The 16017-nt window shown below is 34.8% G+C and carries 18 protein-coding genes; 5 read left to right on the top strand and 13 right to left on the bottom strand.

The features are described 5' to 3' along the window. Position 1 precedes the first annotated feature (1 nt). Positions 2-583, top strand: coding sequence for a tRNA-(ms[2]io[6]A)-hydroxylase (locus INR75_RS12075; protein ID WP_223089013.1), 582 nt, complete (start codon positions 2-4; stop codon positions 581-583). Between the two features lie 72 nt (positions 584-655). Here INR75_RS12075 and INR75_RS12070 read toward each other — a convergent pair whose 3' ends face one another. From INR75_RS12070 to pyrR, 8 genes are all read right to left on the bottom strand, one after another. Beyond that, a complete protein-coding gene (locus INR75_RS12070; RefSeq protein ID WP_223089012.1) occupies positions 656-1543 on the bottom strand; it encodes a Ppx/GppA phosphatase family protein in 888 nt (295 codons plus the stop codon). Next, complete coding sequence (ppk1, locus tag INR75_RS12065) at positions 1540-3648, bottom strand: polyphosphate kinase 1 (RefSeq protein WP_223089011.1); 2109 nt, start codon at positions 3646-3648, stop codon at positions 1540-1542. Before ppk1 ends, INR75_RS12070 begins: the two co-directional genes overlap by 4 nt. A gap of 2 nt (positions 3649-3650) precedes the next feature. Beyond that, positions 3651-4145, bottom strand: a complete 495-nt coding sequence (locus INR75_RS12060; RefSeq protein WP_223089010.1) for a histidine phosphatase family protein — start codon at positions 4143-4145, stop codon at positions 3651-3653. A gap of 2 nt (positions 4146-4147) precedes the next feature. Further along, positions 4148-4792: a pyridoxamine 5'-phosphate oxidase gene (pdxH, locus tag INR75_RS12055; protein WP_223089009.1), complete on the bottom strand. Its 645-nt coding sequence runs from the start codon at positions 4790-4792 to the stop codon at positions 4148-4150. Between the two features lie 203 nt (positions 4793-4995). Further along, on the bottom strand, positions 4996-5901 hold the full coding sequence (locus tag INR75_RS12050; RefSeq protein WP_223089008.1) for a ribonuclease Z: 906 nt from the start codon (positions 5899-5901) through the stop codon (positions 4996-4998). Positions 5902-5945: 44 nt separating this feature from the next. After that, positions 5946-6278: a ribonuclease Z gene (locus INR75_RS12045; RefSeq protein ID WP_223089007.1), complete on the bottom strand. Its 333-nt coding sequence runs from the start codon at positions 6276-6278 to the stop codon at positions 5946-5948. 41 nt (positions 6279-6319) lie between these two features. Beyond that, on the bottom strand, positions 6320-7249 hold the full coding sequence (locus tag INR75_RS12040) for an aspartate carbamoyltransferase catalytic subunit (RefSeq protein ID WP_223089006.1): 930 nt from the start codon (positions 7247-7249) through the stop codon (positions 6320-6322). An 8-nt stretch (positions 7250-7257) separates the two neighbouring features. After that, positions 7258-7797 carry a bifunctional pyr operon transcriptional regulator/uracil phosphoribosyltransferase PyrR gene (gene pyrR, locus INR75_RS12035; protein ID WP_223089005.1) on the bottom strand — a complete coding sequence of 180 codons (540 nt, stop codon included), beginning with the start codon at positions 7795-7797 and terminating at the stop codon, positions 7258-7260. 324 nt (positions 7798-8121) lie between these two features. On the opposite strand from pyrR, the gene INR75_RS12030 reads away from it, so the two are divergent. Both INR75_RS12030 and INR75_RS12025 read left to right on the top strand, forming a co-directional pair. Continuing rightward, positions 8122-8532 (top strand): hypothetical protein, encoded by a 411-nt coding sequence (locus tag INR75_RS12030; protein WP_223089004.1) that lies wholly within the window; start codon positions 8122-8124, stop codon positions 8530-8532. A gap of 169 nt (positions 8533-8701) precedes the next feature. Further along, positions 8702-9178 carry a nucleoside deaminase gene (locus INR75_RS12025; protein WP_092544392.1) on the top strand — a complete coding sequence of 159 codons (477 nt, stop codon included), beginning with the start codon at positions 8702-8704 and terminating at the stop codon, positions 9176-9178. 16 nt (positions 9179-9194) lie between these two features. Here the strand turns inward: INR75_RS12025 and INR75_RS12020 are convergent, their stop codons facing one another. Continuing rightward, positions 9195-10028, bottom strand: a complete 834-nt coding sequence (locus tag INR75_RS12020) for a sugar phosphate isomerase/epimerase (RefSeq protein WP_223089003.1) — start codon at positions 10026-10028, stop codon at positions 9195-9197. A 415-nt stretch (positions 10029-10443) separates the two neighbouring features. On the opposite strand from INR75_RS12020, the gene INR75_RS12015 reads away from it, so the two are divergent. Together INR75_RS12015 and INR75_RS12010 are read left to right on the top strand one after the other, a co-directional pair. Further along, positions 10444-11262, top strand: coding sequence for an AraC family transcriptional regulator (locus INR75_RS12015; protein ID WP_223089002.1), 819 nt, complete (start codon positions 10444-10446; stop codon positions 11260-11262). 78 nt (positions 11263-11340) lie between these two features. Then, complete coding sequence (locus INR75_RS12010; RefSeq protein WP_223089001.1) at positions 11341-13011, top strand: mechanosensitive ion channel family protein; 1671 nt, start codon at positions 11341-11343, stop codon at positions 13009-13011. A 245-nt stretch (positions 13012-13256) separates the two neighbouring features. Here INR75_RS12010 and INR75_RS12005 read toward each other — a convergent pair whose 3' ends face one another. The 4 genes from INR75_RS12005 to INR75_RS11990 all read right to left on the bottom strand — a co-directional run bounded on the left by INR75_RS12005 (position 13257) and on the right by INR75_RS11990 (position 15977). Further along, positions 13257-13808, bottom strand: coding sequence for a cysteine hydrolase family protein (locus INR75_RS12005; RefSeq protein ID WP_223089000.1), 552 nt, complete (start codon positions 13806-13808; stop codon positions 13257-13259). Between the two features lie 52 nt (positions 13809-13860). Then, positions 13861-14274: an ester cyclase gene (locus INR75_RS12000; protein WP_223088999.1), complete on the bottom strand. Its 414-nt coding sequence runs from the start codon at positions 14272-14274 to the stop codon at positions 13861-13863. Continuing rightward, positions 14274-15041, bottom strand: a complete 768-nt coding sequence (locus INR75_RS11995) for an MBL fold metallo-hydrolase (protein ID WP_223088998.1) — start codon at positions 15039-15041, stop codon at positions 14274-14276. Before INR75_RS11995 ends, INR75_RS12000 begins: the two co-directional genes overlap by 1 nt. A 66-nt stretch (positions 15042-15107) precedes the next feature. After that, on the bottom strand, positions 15108-15977 hold the full coding sequence (locus INR75_RS11990; RefSeq protein ID WP_223088997.1) for an AraC family transcriptional regulator: 870 nt from the start codon (positions 15975-15977) through the stop codon (positions 15108-15110). Positions 15978-16017 lie beyond the last annotated feature (40 nt).

Below are 16017 nucleotides of genomic sequence, written 5' to 3'. Positions count from 1 at the left end.
TATGCTTGGTTTAAAACTTCCTACAGATCCCAGATGGGCAGATATTGCTAATAAAAATATTGAAGAAATTTTGATCGATCATGCGTGGTGTGAGCAAAAGGCGGCATCAACAGCTATTTCTCTGATCGTAAATTATCCTGAATACCCAGAATTGGTTACAGCGATGATCGCATTATCTCGCGAAGAAATGGGGCACTTTAAAATGGTGCACGATAAAATCTTAACCCGCGGTATTGAAATGGGGTGGGATCGTAAAGATGAATATGTTGTTCAGCTTTTAAAGTTTTTTCCTAAAGGAGGTAGCCGAAAAACTCAACTTGTGCACCGCCTATTAATTGCGGGACTCATAGAAGCAAGAAGTTGTGAGCGTTTTCGATTACTTAGCGAAAAACTTGAAGATAAAGAGCTGGCAGAATTTTATAAAAACCTGATGATAAGTGAAGCTAATCATTATACCATGTTCCTAAAATTCGCCAGAAAGTATGGTGACCGTGAAGTGGTCGATAAAAAATGGAATGATCTCTTAGAATTTGAAGGAAAAATGATACAGGGATTAGGAAATAAGGAAACAATTCACGGTTAGAAAAAGTCAATGAATAAACAAATAAAGCGGGCAAATGTCCGCTTTATTTGTTTCTAAATCTAAGATGAGATCTTAATTTGAATGATAGAGTGACTTGATTATCCCATCTGCCAATCCAATTTTTGGCACATAGATCTGGTTAGCTTTAGCCCATTTCATCGAATTCAAATAAATTCTTGATGCCGGAATAATAACATCTGCACGGTCATTTTTTAAATCCAGCTCAGTAATTCTTTCCTCGTAGGTATAGCTATTTAATAATTCATCATACTTTTTCAAGTAAGCAAGGCTTAAAGGTTTGCCATCCTTTTTACCACTGGTTTTAAAGATATTATTAATATTCCCACCAGAACCTATTAAGCTAATATCCTCGTAGCCTTTTGTATTTTCTTTTACCCAGGCTTCCATTTCGCGCCAGGTTTTGTTCTCTACCAGGTCGTTTAATAATCGAACGGTCCCTACTTTAAATGATCTTGAAGCTATCGATTCTCCATTACTATAAAGCGTATATTCTGTACTACCACCACCAACATCAACGTATAAATAGTTATGATCATCCTGGATTAAAGCATGAAGATCTGTAGCTGCAATGATGGCAGCCTCGTGCGTACCATCAATGATCTCAATTTCAATCCCTGTTTTATCCTTAATCACATCTGTAACTGCATCGCCATTTTTGGCTTCTCGCATTGCCGAAGTTGCACAGGCTTTATATTTTTCAACCCCATGTGCCTTCATTAAAAGACTAAATGCATGCATCGCATCTATCATACGATCCTGGTTATTTTCAGAAATATTTTGTTTTAAAAAAACATCGGCTCCTAATCTAATAGGCACACGCACTAAGGATGTTTTTCTAAAATTAGTTTCCATTCCTTCTTTTTCAGTAATTGTAGATACCAGTAACCTTATGGCATTAGAACCAATATCTATTGCTGCATATTTCTTTTGTACTATCACTGTTTAAAATTTTCGTTCTTATTTAAATAATAATCGTAAAGTGCTTCTTGTGAACGCACTCTTGGCTTTGTTTTTTTGCGATACGCATTATTTTGTTTTTCTGAAAAAACACGCGCTTTTACATTGTCGCTCCAGCTAATTTCAAAGCCATCGATCACTTCCTGTTTAATGTCGTTATCGTAAATTGGGCAGGCAATTTCTACTCGATTATCCAGATTTCTGGACATTAGATCTGCTGAAGCTATATAAACCTTAGGATTTCCTGAATTTTCAAAAATAAATACTCGTGGATGTTCCAAAAATTTATCCACAACACTAATAGATTCTATATTCTCGCTCATTCCCGGTACTCCCGGAATTAAACAATTAATCCCCCTAACGATCAATTTGACTTTTACCCCTGCTCTACTCGCCTGGTATAACTTATCTATCATTGGATAATCTGAAAGACTATTCAGTTTTAATTTGATACCAGCGGGTTTTCCTTCTAATTGATTATCAATTTCATTTTGAATCAACTTGGTTAAAGCTGCCCTTGTATAATGCGGGGAAACGATCAAATGCCTGTATTTACTCACCTTATAATTGGTCTCAAAAAAGTCGAATACTTTATTTACCTCTTTCAGTATTTCCTGATTGGCGGTAAAAAGGGTATAATCGGTATAGATCTTTGATGTTGACTCATTGAAATTCCCCGTACTTATAAAGCCGTATTTCTTTAATTTTCCATTGTTTTCTTCGCGCTCGATCACGCAGGTTTTACAATGTACTTTTAATCCCGGAACGCCAAAGATCAATTTTACACCTTCACGCTGCATCTGTTCGGCATACTTAATATTTGCAGCTTCATCAAACCGCGCTCTTAGTTCTATCTGCACCAGTACTTTCTTACCATTTTTCACCGCATTGATCAAAGAACTGGCGATGTGAGAGATCTTTGCCAGTCTATAGATAGTAATTTTTATAGTTTTTACTTTAGGATCTAAGGCTGCTTCCCTTAAAAATTTTACGACATAAGAAAAACTTTGATACGGTGCATAAAGCATATGATCCTTTTTGCCGGTTCCCTGGATCAAACTGGTTTGCAAAGCAAGCCCAGGAATTGGCAATGCCTCTTTAGTATCATAAAGAAGCTCTTTGCTTCCTAATCGTGGAAACCCCATATAATCTCGACGATTATGGTAACGCCCACCAGGAATAATACTATCGGCATGATCGATTCCCATCTTATTCATCAAATAAGTAAGTGTTTCTTTATCGATATTCTTATCGTAGACAAATCTTACAGGATCCCCTTTAATTCGGTCTTTAACACTTTCAGAAATCTTTTCGATAAAACTTTTACTCAGGTCGCTGTCAATATCCAATTCAGCATCCCTTGTAATTTTTATCATATGTGCTGAAATAGTTTCATATTCAAAAATATTGAAGATACTATTAAGGTTATACCTTATAAGATCATCCAGAATTATGATATACTGCTTTTTATTATCTGATGGTAGCACCACAAATCGCTCTATACTTCTTGGAATTTCAATAAGTACATATTTACGCTCTTTCTTTGCCCCTTTAACCAATTTCGAAATTTTCCCTGAAGGTTTTACAGGTTTCATTTCCATAGTTACAGCCAAATAAGCGGCACTATCTTTTAAACTCGGTAACTCTTCTAAATCGTTAAGAACAATGGTTACTAAAGCAGGACTAACATGTGAGAGGAAATAATCTTTTACAAATTTTTGTTGGGACTCAGATACTTCCTGTTCATTGATCACGCAAATACCATGTTCATCGCGAAGTCGTTGCTGAATCTTATCTAAGATCTTTAAACTTTCAGATTGTTGTTTTATCACCACTTTGGTGATATCTTCTAAAAGCTTACTTGCTTTCATTCCGCCTAATGCACTTTTACCCGCCTTACCTGCTAGATCGATACGCTTTACGGTTGCGTATCTCACCTTAAAAAATTCATCCAAATTATTACTGAAAATCCCTAAAAATCGAAGTCTTTCTATTAAGGGGACCGTTTCATCTTCAGCTTCCTGTAAAACTCGGGTGTTAAATTGAAGCCAGCTTAATTCTCTGTTTATATATTTATTTTCCTGCATGCTTAACGTAAATTCTTTGGGAAAAGGCTTAGTAAAGTTTTACCTGTACTTATAGAATCCCAATGATCTTCTTCGAACTCTATAACGCACAATCCGGTAGTTGGAATGTTATGAAACTTTTGATCTCCTGAATGATTTACCAGACCCGTAATGCCAGGATTGTGAGAAAAAATAACCAGGGTTTCTATAGAATCTGGCGCCTTTCGAATAATATTTTTTAGATCGCCACTACTAAATGTGTACAAGGCTTTTTTAACCTCAAAATCTTCATCTTTTATCTCTAATTCTTTTTTAAAGATTTTAGCGGTCTCATGTGCCCTTACAGCGTAACTACTCCAAAATGTTGCGCTTTCTATATTTTGAAGATAAAAAGCTTTAAAAACACCCAAAACAGCCTTAGCATCCTTTTTAGCTCTTTTCTTTAAAGGTCTTTCGTGATCTGGAACATCATATTTCCAAGAAGATTTACCATGCCTTACAACAACTAATCGCTTCATAATTATGGTGCCAAACGTTTAGAATTCCATTTAGCATCTTCCTTTATATAGGCAATACGATCGTGTAATCTATTTTGTCTTCCCTGCCAAAACTCCATACTAACCGGTTTAACAATATAACCTCCCCAATGCGCTGGTTTTGGCACTTCCTGCCCTTCATATTTCTCTTCGACTTCGGCAAGATTATTTTCTAATACTTCACGGCTGGCAATTTCAGTGCTTTGTGGTGATGCCCAGGCACCAAGCTGACTTCCACGAGGGCGAGAATGGTAATATTTCGTTGCTGTTTTTTCATCTACTTTTTCTACCAGACCTTTTATGATTACCTGTCGCTCTGTAGAAGGCCAGAAAAATGATAAACAAACATGTGGATTTTGAGCAATAGCTTTTCCTTTTTCAGAATTAAAATTGGTATAAAAAACAAATCCATCTGCGCTATAAGATTTTAAAAGCACTACTCTGGATTTTGGAAAACCATCGAGACCAATCGTGGACATGGTCATCGCATTAACTTCTCCTGAACCGCCTTCGGCTTCGGTTTCGTTAAACCATTGTTCAAATAATTCAAAAGGATCACTAGAAATACTACTTTCTAATAATTCACTTTTTTCGTAAGATTGTCTGTAATCCTGAAGATCTTTACTCATCGCTTTATATTTCAGCTTTTCTACAAGTAATCATTTGTAGCTTATTACCGCACTTCACAGCAATAGCCTACTGCAATTTACGAGTTTTAGTAATAAAGCCATAAATTTTAATCGAGCAATATTAGGATTTAAGTAAAATTTAAACCAAGCTTTCTTATTTGATAAACTGGTTTTGAAGAATTCAGAAAAAGGATCTGAAAATATTAAAATTCGAAGCTCTTTCCATCCTCAGCCAACGCGACATTAGGAAAAACCTCTTCAGCTTCAGTCTTAAATAATTGAATGTCTGGGTAACGAGTAGAATAATGCCCCAAAATTAGCTGTTTCACATTCGCTTTTTTAGCAATCGTTGCTGCCTGCATTGCGGTGCTATGTTTGGTAGGATCTGTTAATTTAAGCTGTTCCTGTAAAAAAGTAGACTCGTGATACAACACGTCGATATTGGCTAATTGTGGGATAATTTCTTCAGAAAAAACAGTATCACTACAAAACGCATAACTTTTTGGTGCTTCACCTGGTGCTGTGACCAAGTCGTTCTTTATTAATTTGCCATCTTCAGAAACTACATCTTTTCCCTTTTTAAGACTTTTAAAAAGTGCTACGTCGATTTTATATTTTTGTGCTTCATCGATCAATAGTTTGCGATCCCCTTCTTTTTCTCTGAATAAAAAACCGTTGGTATACACCCTGTGTTTAAGCGGAATTGTTTCTACGGAAAGCTTCTCGTTTTCGTAAATTTTCTCTGGTTTATTTGAAGTTAACTCATGAAAATATAATGGATAAGGCGTCCAGGCATTAGAAAGTTTTAGCTGAAGTAAAATAACTTCCTTTATTCCTTTTGGACCGTAAACATGAAGCTCCTTTTCTCGATTAAGCAACATGAAAGTCGAGATAAGTCCAATTAATCCATAAAAGTGATCCCCGTGCAAATGAGAAATAAAAATATGCTCAATTTTACCGAATTTGATCTTATTTTTTCGAAGCTGTACCTGAGTCCCTTCACCACAATCAATCAAAAACATTTGATTTTGCATGGTTAGAACCTGGGAAGTAGGATTGGTTAAAGAACGTGGAGTAGCTGCATAACAGCCCAAAATATCAAGCTTCATTTAAATCGATTTTGGAAGAAAATAGAGGATATTTAATTAAGAATTTAAAAGCCAAGCTCTCGTTCCAGTTCTTCCATTTGTATAATATCTTCAGCCTCTCTTAACGTTGGTACGACTACCAGTTCTTCTGGGATCTTATCGATATTAATGGCATCGTTAGCGATCACAAAAGATTTCTTGCTGGCTCGATGTACTGTAGAAAGTTCTAAGAACCCTAAAAGCTCCTCTAATTCTAAAGCGCCGTACTTAAGGATATCAACAACCACATTTTCGGTCTCGAATTGGTGGTTATTTGTTGTTAATCTAGAAGTGAAATCGGTTATAGAATCTTTATCATCGGTAATCAAAAGATATTTTTCTCTCTTTTCAATATTCATTAGCCTCTTTTTGAAATGGGATGTACTAATTTAATAAAAATCTATTGCTTAATTTTAGATGCAAGCAAATAAATCGCAGCCATTCGTATCGCCACACCGTTTTGCACCTGGTCTAAAATGATCGCCTGGTCGCTATCTGCAACGTCACTTGTAATTTCTACGCCGCGATTAATTGGTCCGGGATGCATTACAACGATCTCTTTATTAAGGCTATTTAGAATCTTCTTATTCAAACCAAATTGTTGAGTGTACTCTCTAGTTGAAGGGAAATAGCTTATATCCATTCTTTCATTCTGTACTCGAAGCATATTTGCCACATCACACCACTCCAATGCTTTGATAAGGTTGGTTTCGACCTCTACACCTAAAGAATGGATATATTTTGGAATTAATGTTTTTGGGCCGCAAACTTTTACATTAGCGCCCTGCAACTTCAACGCAAATATGTTGGATAGCGCTACACGGCTATGTAAAATGTCACCAACAATAACAACATTTTTGCCTGCAACTTCACCTAAACGTTCACGTATAGAATACGAATCCAGTAAAGCCTGAGTTGGATGTTCGTGTGCTCCATCTCCTGCATTTACGATACTCGCTTTTACATGTTTAGAAAGAAAAATCCCTGCTCCCGGATTTGGATGCCTCATTACCACCATATCAACTTTCATCGATAAGATATTATTTACCGTATCGATAAGCGTTTCCCCTTTTTTTACTGAAGAGGATGCTGCTGAAAAATTTATCGTATCTGCACTTAACCTCTTTTCGGCAAGTTCGAAAGAAAGGCGGGTACGCGTACTGTTCTCGAAAAAAAGATTGGCAATCGTAATATCTCGTAATGAAGGAACTTTTTTAATAGGCCGGTTAATAACTTCTTTAAAATGATCTGCAGTATTAAAAATTAAGTCGATATCTGATTTTTGCAGATACTTAATTCCCAGTAAGTGGTTAACACTTAATTCGCTCATTACGCTAATTATTTTGAAATAAGGTAAACAATATCTTCACCTTCGTTTTCTATCCAGTTTACTTTTACTTTTTCTTCGTTTATAGCATCTACCTGCCTACCATTATAATCCGGCTGAATAGGTAAATGTCTGCTAAAGCGACGATCGATAAAACTCAATAACTCAATTTCCTTAGGTCTTCCAAAAGATTGAATCGCGGTAAGCGCTGCACGTATGCTCCTTCCTGTGTACAACACATCATCTATAAAAACTACGCGTTTGTCTTCTACCACAAAATCAATTCTTGTTTTATTAGCTTCTAAAGGTTTATCACTTCTGCGGAAATCGTCCCTGTAAAAAGTAATGTCCAATTGGCCGGTTTTAAGGCTATTTATCTGGTATTCTTTTTCGAGAATTTCCTGAAGTCTATTCAGTAAAAATATTCCTCTAGGCTGTATCCCTATAAGAACAGTATTAGAAAAGTCAGAGTGATTTTCTACAAGCTGGCAAGCCAGTCGTTGCAAAATTATTTGTACTTCTTTAGCGGTAAGTAGCACTTTTTGACTCATATACTGGGTTGAAATGAAGGTTCGGAGAGCAAAAATAAGGTATTTTTTGATTCTTCTAATCAAATAAGATCATAGATTTTATCAAAAAAATAAATATTACACCATCATTTTATCGCTTTATTAAAATAAATAACAGCAAAAAATACTGAAAATACAATTCTTATGTACAAATGAATATTTCTTTGATATTCAGAAAGATAAAAAGTACTTTTAGTAAGTAAAGCCCCCTACAAATTACTTAACATTAAACACAGTTATTTCATTTTACTAAAAAAATAATTCGACCAAAAAACCAAACATAGATCCTAAAAAAAAAAATCAAAAATGAAATTAATTTACAATGGTGGAAACCGTAAGCTTTCCCGAGTTGTTAAACGTGCCAATGAAATATTATTAAGTAGTTTTTATTTTATCGAAATAGAGAAATACCTTCAACAAAATTACGATGAAGATAGATCATCTGTTTTTTTGAGAGAGCTTCGATCCCTGGATAGAGAAGTAGATGTTAAAGGGTTTTGGAATCCTATTGGTAGAAGATTCTTAAGAGCAAAAGATGATTACATATTAATTAACACGGCACATCTTAGCAAATCACATAGAACGCTTTTAGCGCAGTTGATCGGAGAATATCTCTTAATTCTAGATCAACAGGAGCAATTATCTCGTATTATTCCTTTAAACGATGGAGCCAATTTACCAGCAAATTTTGGTTCTATCGCTAAAAATTTTATGTAAAAGTAAAAGGTATCTCATACCTTCTGAGATGCTATTTTGAAACATACAAATAATTAGGGCTTATAAAACCTCTGCTACTCATTTAAAGTTATAAATATCATAAGATCGAAATTGTACAGTTTTTACTCTATTTTTTTATTTAGTTTTGATCGTATAGAAAAAAATGATCATGACAGAAGATGACAAAAAGTTTATGCGCAGAGCTATTGCGCTAGCAGAAGAAGGAATGAGTACCGGTGCTGGAGGGCCTTTTGGGGCCGTAGTTGTTAAAGACGGTGAAGTTATTGCTGAAGGATGGAACATTGTAACTTCCAGTAACGATCCAACAGCGCATGCCGAGATCACTGCTATAAGAAGAGCCTGTGAAAATCTAAATACCTTTCAATTAGAAGACTGTATTCTTTACACCAGTTGCGAACCATGCCCTATGTGTTTGGGTGCTATTTACTGGGCACGTCCTAAAAAAGTTTATTATGCTTTAAAGCATAGTGATGCCGCTAAAATAGGATTTGACGATCAATTTATATATGAAGAATTAGATAAGGATATCGATAATAGGAAAGTTCCTTTTGTAAATATACTGCGAGAAGAAGGTTTACCCGTATTTGAAAAATGGGATCAGAAAGAAAACCGAATCGATTATTAAGATTCGGTTTTTTGCTTTAAATTTCTTTAAAATACTCTTTCTCCTTCAGGTTTCTCCAAACTCTAACACTTCGGCGAATCTCTTCGTCTAAACGTTCTCTTTCCAAATCATTCTTAGGCGTAGACCTAGGCACCAATTCAGGCAACACCACTTCGATCATTACAGGGCCTTCAAACCCTATATCTTCTAAAACGCTATGATGTTTTACAAAATCAACCTGCCCCCTACCTATTCCAGACCTATTAGAATCTGAAATATGATAACTGAATAAAATATCCTTAGAATTTTTAAGTGCTTCAGCGGGATCTGATTCTTCAATATGCATATGGAAGCTATCTAGAATCAATCCGAAATTACGATGCCCAACAGCTGCAATAAGCTGATTGGCTTTTTCCGAAGTATGGATCATTGAGGACTCATATCGATTTACACATTCGTATGCGATCTTAACCTTTTTTAGCTGAGCGTAAGCATCTAAGGTTTTACAACAGTGTACCAACATTTCCCAACACTCTTGTCTCGTGTTACAATTGTTTGTCCATTTAGGCAAACCCTGTAATGTAACCCAGGGAGTATTAGTCTCTACCGCAAAATCAATAACATTCTTATAAAATTCTATAGCAGATGATACATTTGCATTCTCTGGCTCTGGAGGTTCGCAATTGAATGGATCTATGGCAAAAATTTCTAAATCAAAAAGATCTGCAGCTGCTCTAACTTCTTTAGCATTGTAATCACGCCAATCTTCACTAAACTGAACGCCATCAAGCCCCAAAGTTTTTACTTTTTCCATTAGGACTTTAATATCTGATATTCCCAACGTCCAGGAACAAATCCCTAGCTTATTCATTTTATATATTTTCTATTAAAGGTAAAGGCAATTGTTTCAAATTGCTGTTAGATTCTAGTTAATTCTACACATTTGCTTTAACAGATATTTAACCTGAATTGACTTATTTATACCAGTTTATATCCGTTTTATACAAACCCGAAACCAAGAAATATCAAGACCTTTGGAGAAAATTGCTATGAGAAGGATTTATTAGAGTTCACACCATTAATTATCCTTTTCGAATTTAAATTATGTTGTTTATTATAATCATAACCAACCTATCCAAACTGGTTAATTAGATTATTTAGTTTTAAAAACCACTTCCTTAACCGAGGTGGTTTTTTATTTCTACCTCTTAAATACTTGTTAAGAGCTCTTCATTACTTCATTTAGAATCATTATTATCCTATTTTTCTGAATAGATTCAACATTCATGAAACGTTTTAAACAATTTACTTCCTTTATTATTAGTGATTTTACAACTAATGTTTGGACGCATCCCAGGCATAACCATAATCATTACGAACTTATTTTTATCGAAAAAGGAGCTGGAAAACACAAAATCAATAAAAATGAGATTGCATACGAAAAAGGCGCACTTTTTCTTTTAGGACCAGATGATTCTCATGAATTTGAAATAGAAAATGAAACCAGGTTTATTTATTGCAAATTCACACTAGATTTTTTCAAAGAAGACAATGAGTTAATTGCTGCTGAATCCCTTCCGCTCTACAAAACGATTTTGGACAATCGAGAAATAAGAAATGCTAAGATCAAATTATCTAAAAACGATCAAGATTTACTTTCTAAACAATTTGCGGTGGTTTCAGATTTACAGAATGCAGGGCACAGATACGAACGTATTCTATTTTTTCAATTAATAAGTATTTTAGAAGTATTAGAAAATTATACCTCTATTTCAGAAAAAGAAACAGAAACCCAAAGTTTAAAAAGAGGAATGGAGCCGGTTTTAAACTACATCCACAATAATATTTACTATCCTAAAAACCTTAGATTATCGCATTTAGCACAGGAATTTAATACCACGAAGAATTACTTTGGTAAATTTTTTAAGCGCAACATGAAGGTACCTTTACGAGAATATCTTTTACAATATAAGCTTCAACTAATAGAAAATCGTCTATCAAACGGTAATTACACGAAACGAGAAATCGCAACAGAATTTGGTTTTACAGATGAAAGTCACCTTTTAAAAACGCTTAAAAAACATCCAAAATCGGCAAAATGCTAAATAATTGGTCTTAAAGATATTTTACTATTTTTACCACAATATGATCGGCAATTCATAAAAATCGATCTTTCAAAATTTATGCGTTTTTTATTTTTAAGATTAGTTATTTTAAGCCTTCTTTTTTTTTGCTTTCAGCATGAAATTTTAAATGCTCAAGCTTTAGAAAGAGATTCTATAAATAATTCTACTCCACTTTCTCCACAAGGTTTCCCGGTGATTGGGAAAGCGAATGAAGAGTTATTTTCGATCTTTCAAAAGTCGGGCGATCTACCTGCGGCAGAACGTGCGAGTATTATTTCTGAAAGAATTCAGCGTATCGATGCCAATACATTTTCTAAAGATTCACTTCAGATTTTAAAAGATCAGGAGCGTTTAGAGGTGATCTACGGAAGTCAAATTTTGCTCAACATCACTAATCTCGATACGATTGGCACTAAAAAATCGAAGCAGGAATTAGCAAATTTTTATGCGGAAGTGATTTCTGCAAATCTTGATATTGCTGAAAGTAAATACATCCCAAAAAACGTCTTTCTAAAAATTGGTTTTGTTGCGCTCATTCTTTTGGGACTTTGGCTAGCCTTAAAATTGATCGCATTTCTAAACAAAAGAAGCATCCGTTTTATAGAAAGTAAAAAAGACAAATGGCTAAAAAGTCTTACCTATAACAACTACACGTTTATCACGCCAGAGCAGGAACTCAATGTGATTTTATTCATTTTAAAGATCCTAAAATGGTTTTTGATTCTGCTGGTGGTTTACATTTTCTTTCCGCTTATTTTTAGTGTTTTCGAATTTACACAAGGTTGGTCTAATTACCTGTTTGACCTAATTTTCTCTTCATTCGGACAAATATTTACAGCCATTTGGCACTATTTCCCCAATATCATTAAGATCGCTGCGATCATTATCGTAATGCGTTATTTTGTAAAAGCTGTACGTTATATTTTTGCTGAAATTGAAGACGAAAAACTTCAAATCTCAGGTTTTCACCCAGATTGGGCAATGCCGACTTTTACAATTATTCGGTTTTTGCTGTATGCGTTTATGTTCGTACTGATTTTCCCGCTTTTACCGGGCTCAGATTCGACGATTTTTAAAGGTGTTTCTGTATTTCTTGGGGTTTTGCTTTCGCTGGGATCGTCTTCTGCCATCGCCAATATGGTTGCCGGATTGGTGATTACCTATATGCGACCGTTTAAAATTGGAGACCGTATTAATATCGGGAACACCACCGGAAATGTGATCGAAAAAACGCTTTTAGTTACCCGACTTAAAACAATTAAAAACGAAGAAATCACTATTCCAAATTCAGCAGTTTTAAGCGGAAACACCGTAAATTATTCTACCTTCACTAAAGAAAAAGGCGAAGGTTTAATTATCAATACCACGGTGACTTTGGGTTACGATATTCCGTATAAAACGGTTTATGCAGCTTTGATCGAAGCGGCTTTGCGCACCAATCTTATCGAAAAACAGCCTAAACCTTTTGTCTTACAAACAAGCTTAGACGATTTTTATGTGTCGTATCAACTAAACGCTTACACAAAACACGCCAATAAACAAGCGCTTATCTATTCAGATTTGCATCAAAACATTCAGGATTGTTGCAACGAAATGGATATCGAAATTTTGTCACCACACTATCGTGCTCAACGTGATGGGAATATGACGACCATCCCCAAAGATTATTTACCGAACGATTACGAAGCGCCGAGTTTCAATGTGAAAACTCGAAAATCTGAAGATTAGATAAGTTTTCTGCGGAAGAAATACAACGAATTCATACTAATTTTAAATTTGAATTTTGAATATTAGTAGCAGATGGCAATACATTTTAGTAACCCTTGGGGCAAGCCCCCGAGGCATTCGTTGAACACAATTTTATAATTTCGAGGCAAGCCTCGGGGTATTATACCCTTTGGCGGTGCCAAAAAAAAGAGCACAAATTTACATTCGAGCTCTTTTTGTATTATAATTTCGTCTGTCTATTCTTTTTAAGCTGAAAGGTACTCTTCAGTATTGATCACATCTGCCGGAATAAAATCTAATGCAGCTAATATCGCGTGATGTACATCATCTGCTTTTACAGTTTTACCGTTAATTTCTAAATCTCTGGAAGTACACGCATCGCCAATTACGGTACATTTAAACTCTAAATCAAACGCGGCTCTTGTTGTCGCATCTACACACATATGCGTCATCATTCCGGTAATAATGACTTCAGTAACCTCATTTTCTTTAAGATAGTCTAAAAGTCCTGTCTCTCTAAAACTGTTCGGGAAATATTTTTGAAATACTTTTTCTCCCTCCAATGGCTTTACATTCTCGTGCGTTTCAGCTCCTTTGGTTCCTTCAACAAAAATGGGCATTTGATCTGGATCTGCTGATCGATGTTGAATGTGAGCAATCGGTAAATTTTCAGCTCTAAAACGATCCAGAATCTTTTTTGCATTTAAACTCGCCGCAATCGGATTTACCAATTCGAGTCCGCCGTTTTCAAAATATTCATTTTGAATATCAATAAGAATTAATGCTTGTTTACTCATAATTTTCTTTTTTAATTTTTTATTATTTAAATTTTAAACATTTAGAACCGCATTACATTGTGGCTTGTTCTGCAATATCAGTACGGTCAAAATGTGCACGTTTTTCAATAATCTTCCCCTCTTCAATAGTGAGCCACATCATTAATGAAAAACGTATGTTATTTCCTTTAGGTGCTAATCCCATCAAAGGATTTTTAGAATGTTTTCCTTCGTGTATCATAAAGGCAGCAACTTTATTACCTTCTGCAATAAGATCTACAATTTTGAAATCAAATTCGCCAAAGGCATCAAAATTCTTTTTTTCTGAAGCTACAAAACCATCTGCTCCCGGGATAGGTTGGTCTACCTGTACATAAAAGGTAAAATCTTTATGTAAATATGCACTGGCTGCTTCGTAATCTTCTTTATCTACGGCCGCGTAAAATTTACGTACCAACTGTTTGTTTTCTTCTCGTGTATTTTTCATTATAAACTTAGCGTTTCTCCATCTTCTGGAATTAGAATCTTTTCTTCAATGGCTTTTTCATTCACAAAGGATCTTAGCTCTTTTCGCGTAAGTGTGTTATGATATACACCTTCCATATGCACTACTACAATATCAGCATTAGGAGCTGCTAAATGTGTTTGGTAAATATCTTCTTTACTCATAATTAATTGATCACCAATTACAAAACGATTATCTCCGCCGTTTACAATAATCACTTCAGGATTAAATTTTTGAATAGTTTTATCAACTTCTTCATACCAAACGGTATCGGCAGCAATGTAAAGTGTTTTTTCTGAAGGATGTTTCATCACCATTCCACAAACCTGACCTGCAAGTTTTAGAATAAATCCTTTACCGTGTTTTGCTTTGGTTCTGGTTAATTTGATATCTCCAAAACTAGAGATTTCACCAAGAATTTCTAAGTTGGTAAAGCCTGCTTCGGCAATGACTTTTTTATCATTTTCATCCTGAACAAATACTTTGATATCTTTTGGTAATGCATTTGCTGCCGCTTCATCCCAATGGTCAAAATGTAAATGGGTTAGAAACACAAAATCGATATCTTTTAGGATTTCTTCAACAGAAATGGGCAAATCGTGATTGGGATTTCTTTTCCAATTCCAATCTTTTGCCGGCATCGGTCCTCTTGCTAATTCACCTTTTTTGGCGAACATAGGGTCTACCAGCATTCTCTTTCCTGCATATTCCACAATCATAGTGGCATTCCTAATCAATTGTACCTTCATAATTTTTGTTTTGATGAGGGTACAAAAGTATAGAGCAGAACAAATTAGATCGCTACCTTTTATCTGCTAAAGCCTACCATTTTGATAACTGTCTTGAAATTCAGAAGCAGTCATTCCGGTTTGTTTTTTAAAAAAACGCATTAAATGGTTAGGTTCTGAAAAGTTCAATTGGTAAGCTATTTCTTGAATTGTATTGTTGGAATGAATTAGTGAATTCTTGATTTCGAACAATAAACGTTGTTTTAAAAGATTAGTCGCAGTAACATTAAATTGTTTTTTTACAGCCTTATTTAAAGTAATACGACTAATGTTAAGCAAATCTGTATAATCACTTATTCGTTGTTTTTCTTTAATATGAACTTCAAGCAATCTTTTAAACTCGAAGGCATAATTATTCGTTGAACTGTCAATCGATAAATTATTTAACTGCGCATATTCTCGATTCAATTTCTGAAGTAAATAGTACAATAAAGACCGAATAATATGTACACTATCTGCTTTGGTGGCGATAAGTTCTGTTTTAATTTCGCTGAGTTGTTCGTTATACTTATCAAATAAATCATTATCGATCTGCATCAATAACGAATAATCCAACTGATAAAAATATAAGAGACGATACGTGAATAATTTATCTGCAAAAAAATCATTAAGAAAATCCTCCTGAAAAGCCAGAATTTTAAATTTCAAGCCGTGATCAACTAACTCCCATTTTCGCTTTTGAAATGGTGAGATAAAAATAATCGAATTGTCTTTTACAGGTACTTTTCGCTGATTAATAATAACTGATCCGGTTCCAGACTCAAAAAAGGCGATTTCAAAGAAGTCGGTATTAAAAGTTTCTTCCGTGAGGTAATTTTCCTTAATTTCTTCTGAAGGCAATACGTTTAACAAGAAGTCAACTCCGCATTCTGTCTTATGAAATTTTATCGTTTTCAACTATTATTTTAATTTTTCAGCTTGCTATCTCCTGTTAAAA

The organism is Zunongwangia sp. SCSIO 43204, from assembly GCF_019904275.1.
GTDB lineage: Bacteria > Bacteroidota > Bacteroidia > Flavobacteriales > Flavobacteriaceae > Zunongwangia > Zunongwangia mangrovi.
The sequence above is the reverse complement of the archived record's forward strand: the minus strand, read 5'-3'. Positions and strand labels throughout refer to the sequence as shown.

Excerpts from the sequence above, each read along its gene's own strand:
- INR75_RS12075 (WP_223089013.1), top strand. The coding sequence starts at position 2 with ATGCTTGGTTTAAAACTTCCTACAGATCCCAGATGGGCAGATATTGCT.
- ppk1 (WP_223089011.1), bottom strand. The coding sequence starts at position 3,648 with ATGCAGGAAAATAAATATATAAACAGAGAATTAAGCTGGCTTCAATTT.
- INR75_RS12060 (WP_223089010.1), bottom strand. The coding sequence starts at position 4,145 with ATGAAGCGATTAGTTGTTGTAAGGCATGGTAAATCTTCTTGGAAATAT.
- pdxH (WP_223089009.1), bottom strand. The coding sequence starts at position 4,792 with ATGAGTAAAGATCTTCAGGATTACAGACAATCTTACGAAAAAAGTGAA.
- INR75_RS12050 (WP_223089008.1), bottom strand. The coding sequence starts at position 5,901 with ATGAAGCTTGATATTTTGGGCTGTTATGCAGCTACTCCACGTTCTTTA.
- INR75_RS12045 (WP_223089007.1), bottom strand. The coding sequence starts at position 6,278 with ATGAATATTGAAAAGAGAGAAAAATATCTTTTGATTACCGATGATAAA.
- INR75_RS12040 (WP_223089006.1), bottom strand. The coding sequence starts at position 7,249 with ATGAGCGAATTAAGTGTTAACCACTTACTGGGAATTAAGTATCTGCAA.
- pyrR (WP_223089005.1), bottom strand. The coding sequence starts at position 7,797 with ATGAGTCAAAAAGTGCTACTTACCGCTAAAGAAGTACAAATAATTTTG.
- INR75_RS12030 (WP_223089004.1), top strand. The coding sequence starts at position 8,122 with ATGAAATTAATTTACAATGGTGGAAACCGTAAGCTTTCCCGAGTTGTT.
- INR75_RS12025 (WP_092544392.1), top strand. The coding sequence starts at position 8,702 with ATGACAGAAGATGACAAAAAGTTTATGCGCAGAGCTATTGCGCTAGCA.
- INR75_RS12020 (WP_223089003.1), bottom strand. The coding sequence starts at position 10,028 with ATGAATAAGCTAGGGATTTGTTCCTGGACGTTGGGAATATCAGATATT.
- INR75_RS12015 (WP_223089002.1), top strand. The coding sequence starts at position 10,444 with ATGAAACGTTTTAAACAATTTACTTCCTTTATTATTAGTGATTTTACA.
- INR75_RS12010 (WP_223089001.1), top strand. The coding sequence starts at position 11,341 with ATGCGTTTTTTATTTTTAAGATTAGTTATTTTAAGCCTTCTTTTTTTT.
- INR75_RS12005 (WP_223089000.1), bottom strand. The coding sequence starts at position 13,808 with ATGAGTAAACAAGCATTAATTCTTATTGATATTCAAAATGAATATTTT.
- INR75_RS12000 (WP_223088999.1), bottom strand. The coding sequence starts at position 14,274 with ATGAAAAATACACGAGAAGAAAACAAACAGTTGGTACGTAAATTTTAC.
- INR75_RS11995 (WP_223088998.1), bottom strand. The coding sequence starts at position 15,041 with ATGAAGGTACAATTGATTAGGAATGCCACTATGATTGTGGAATATGCA.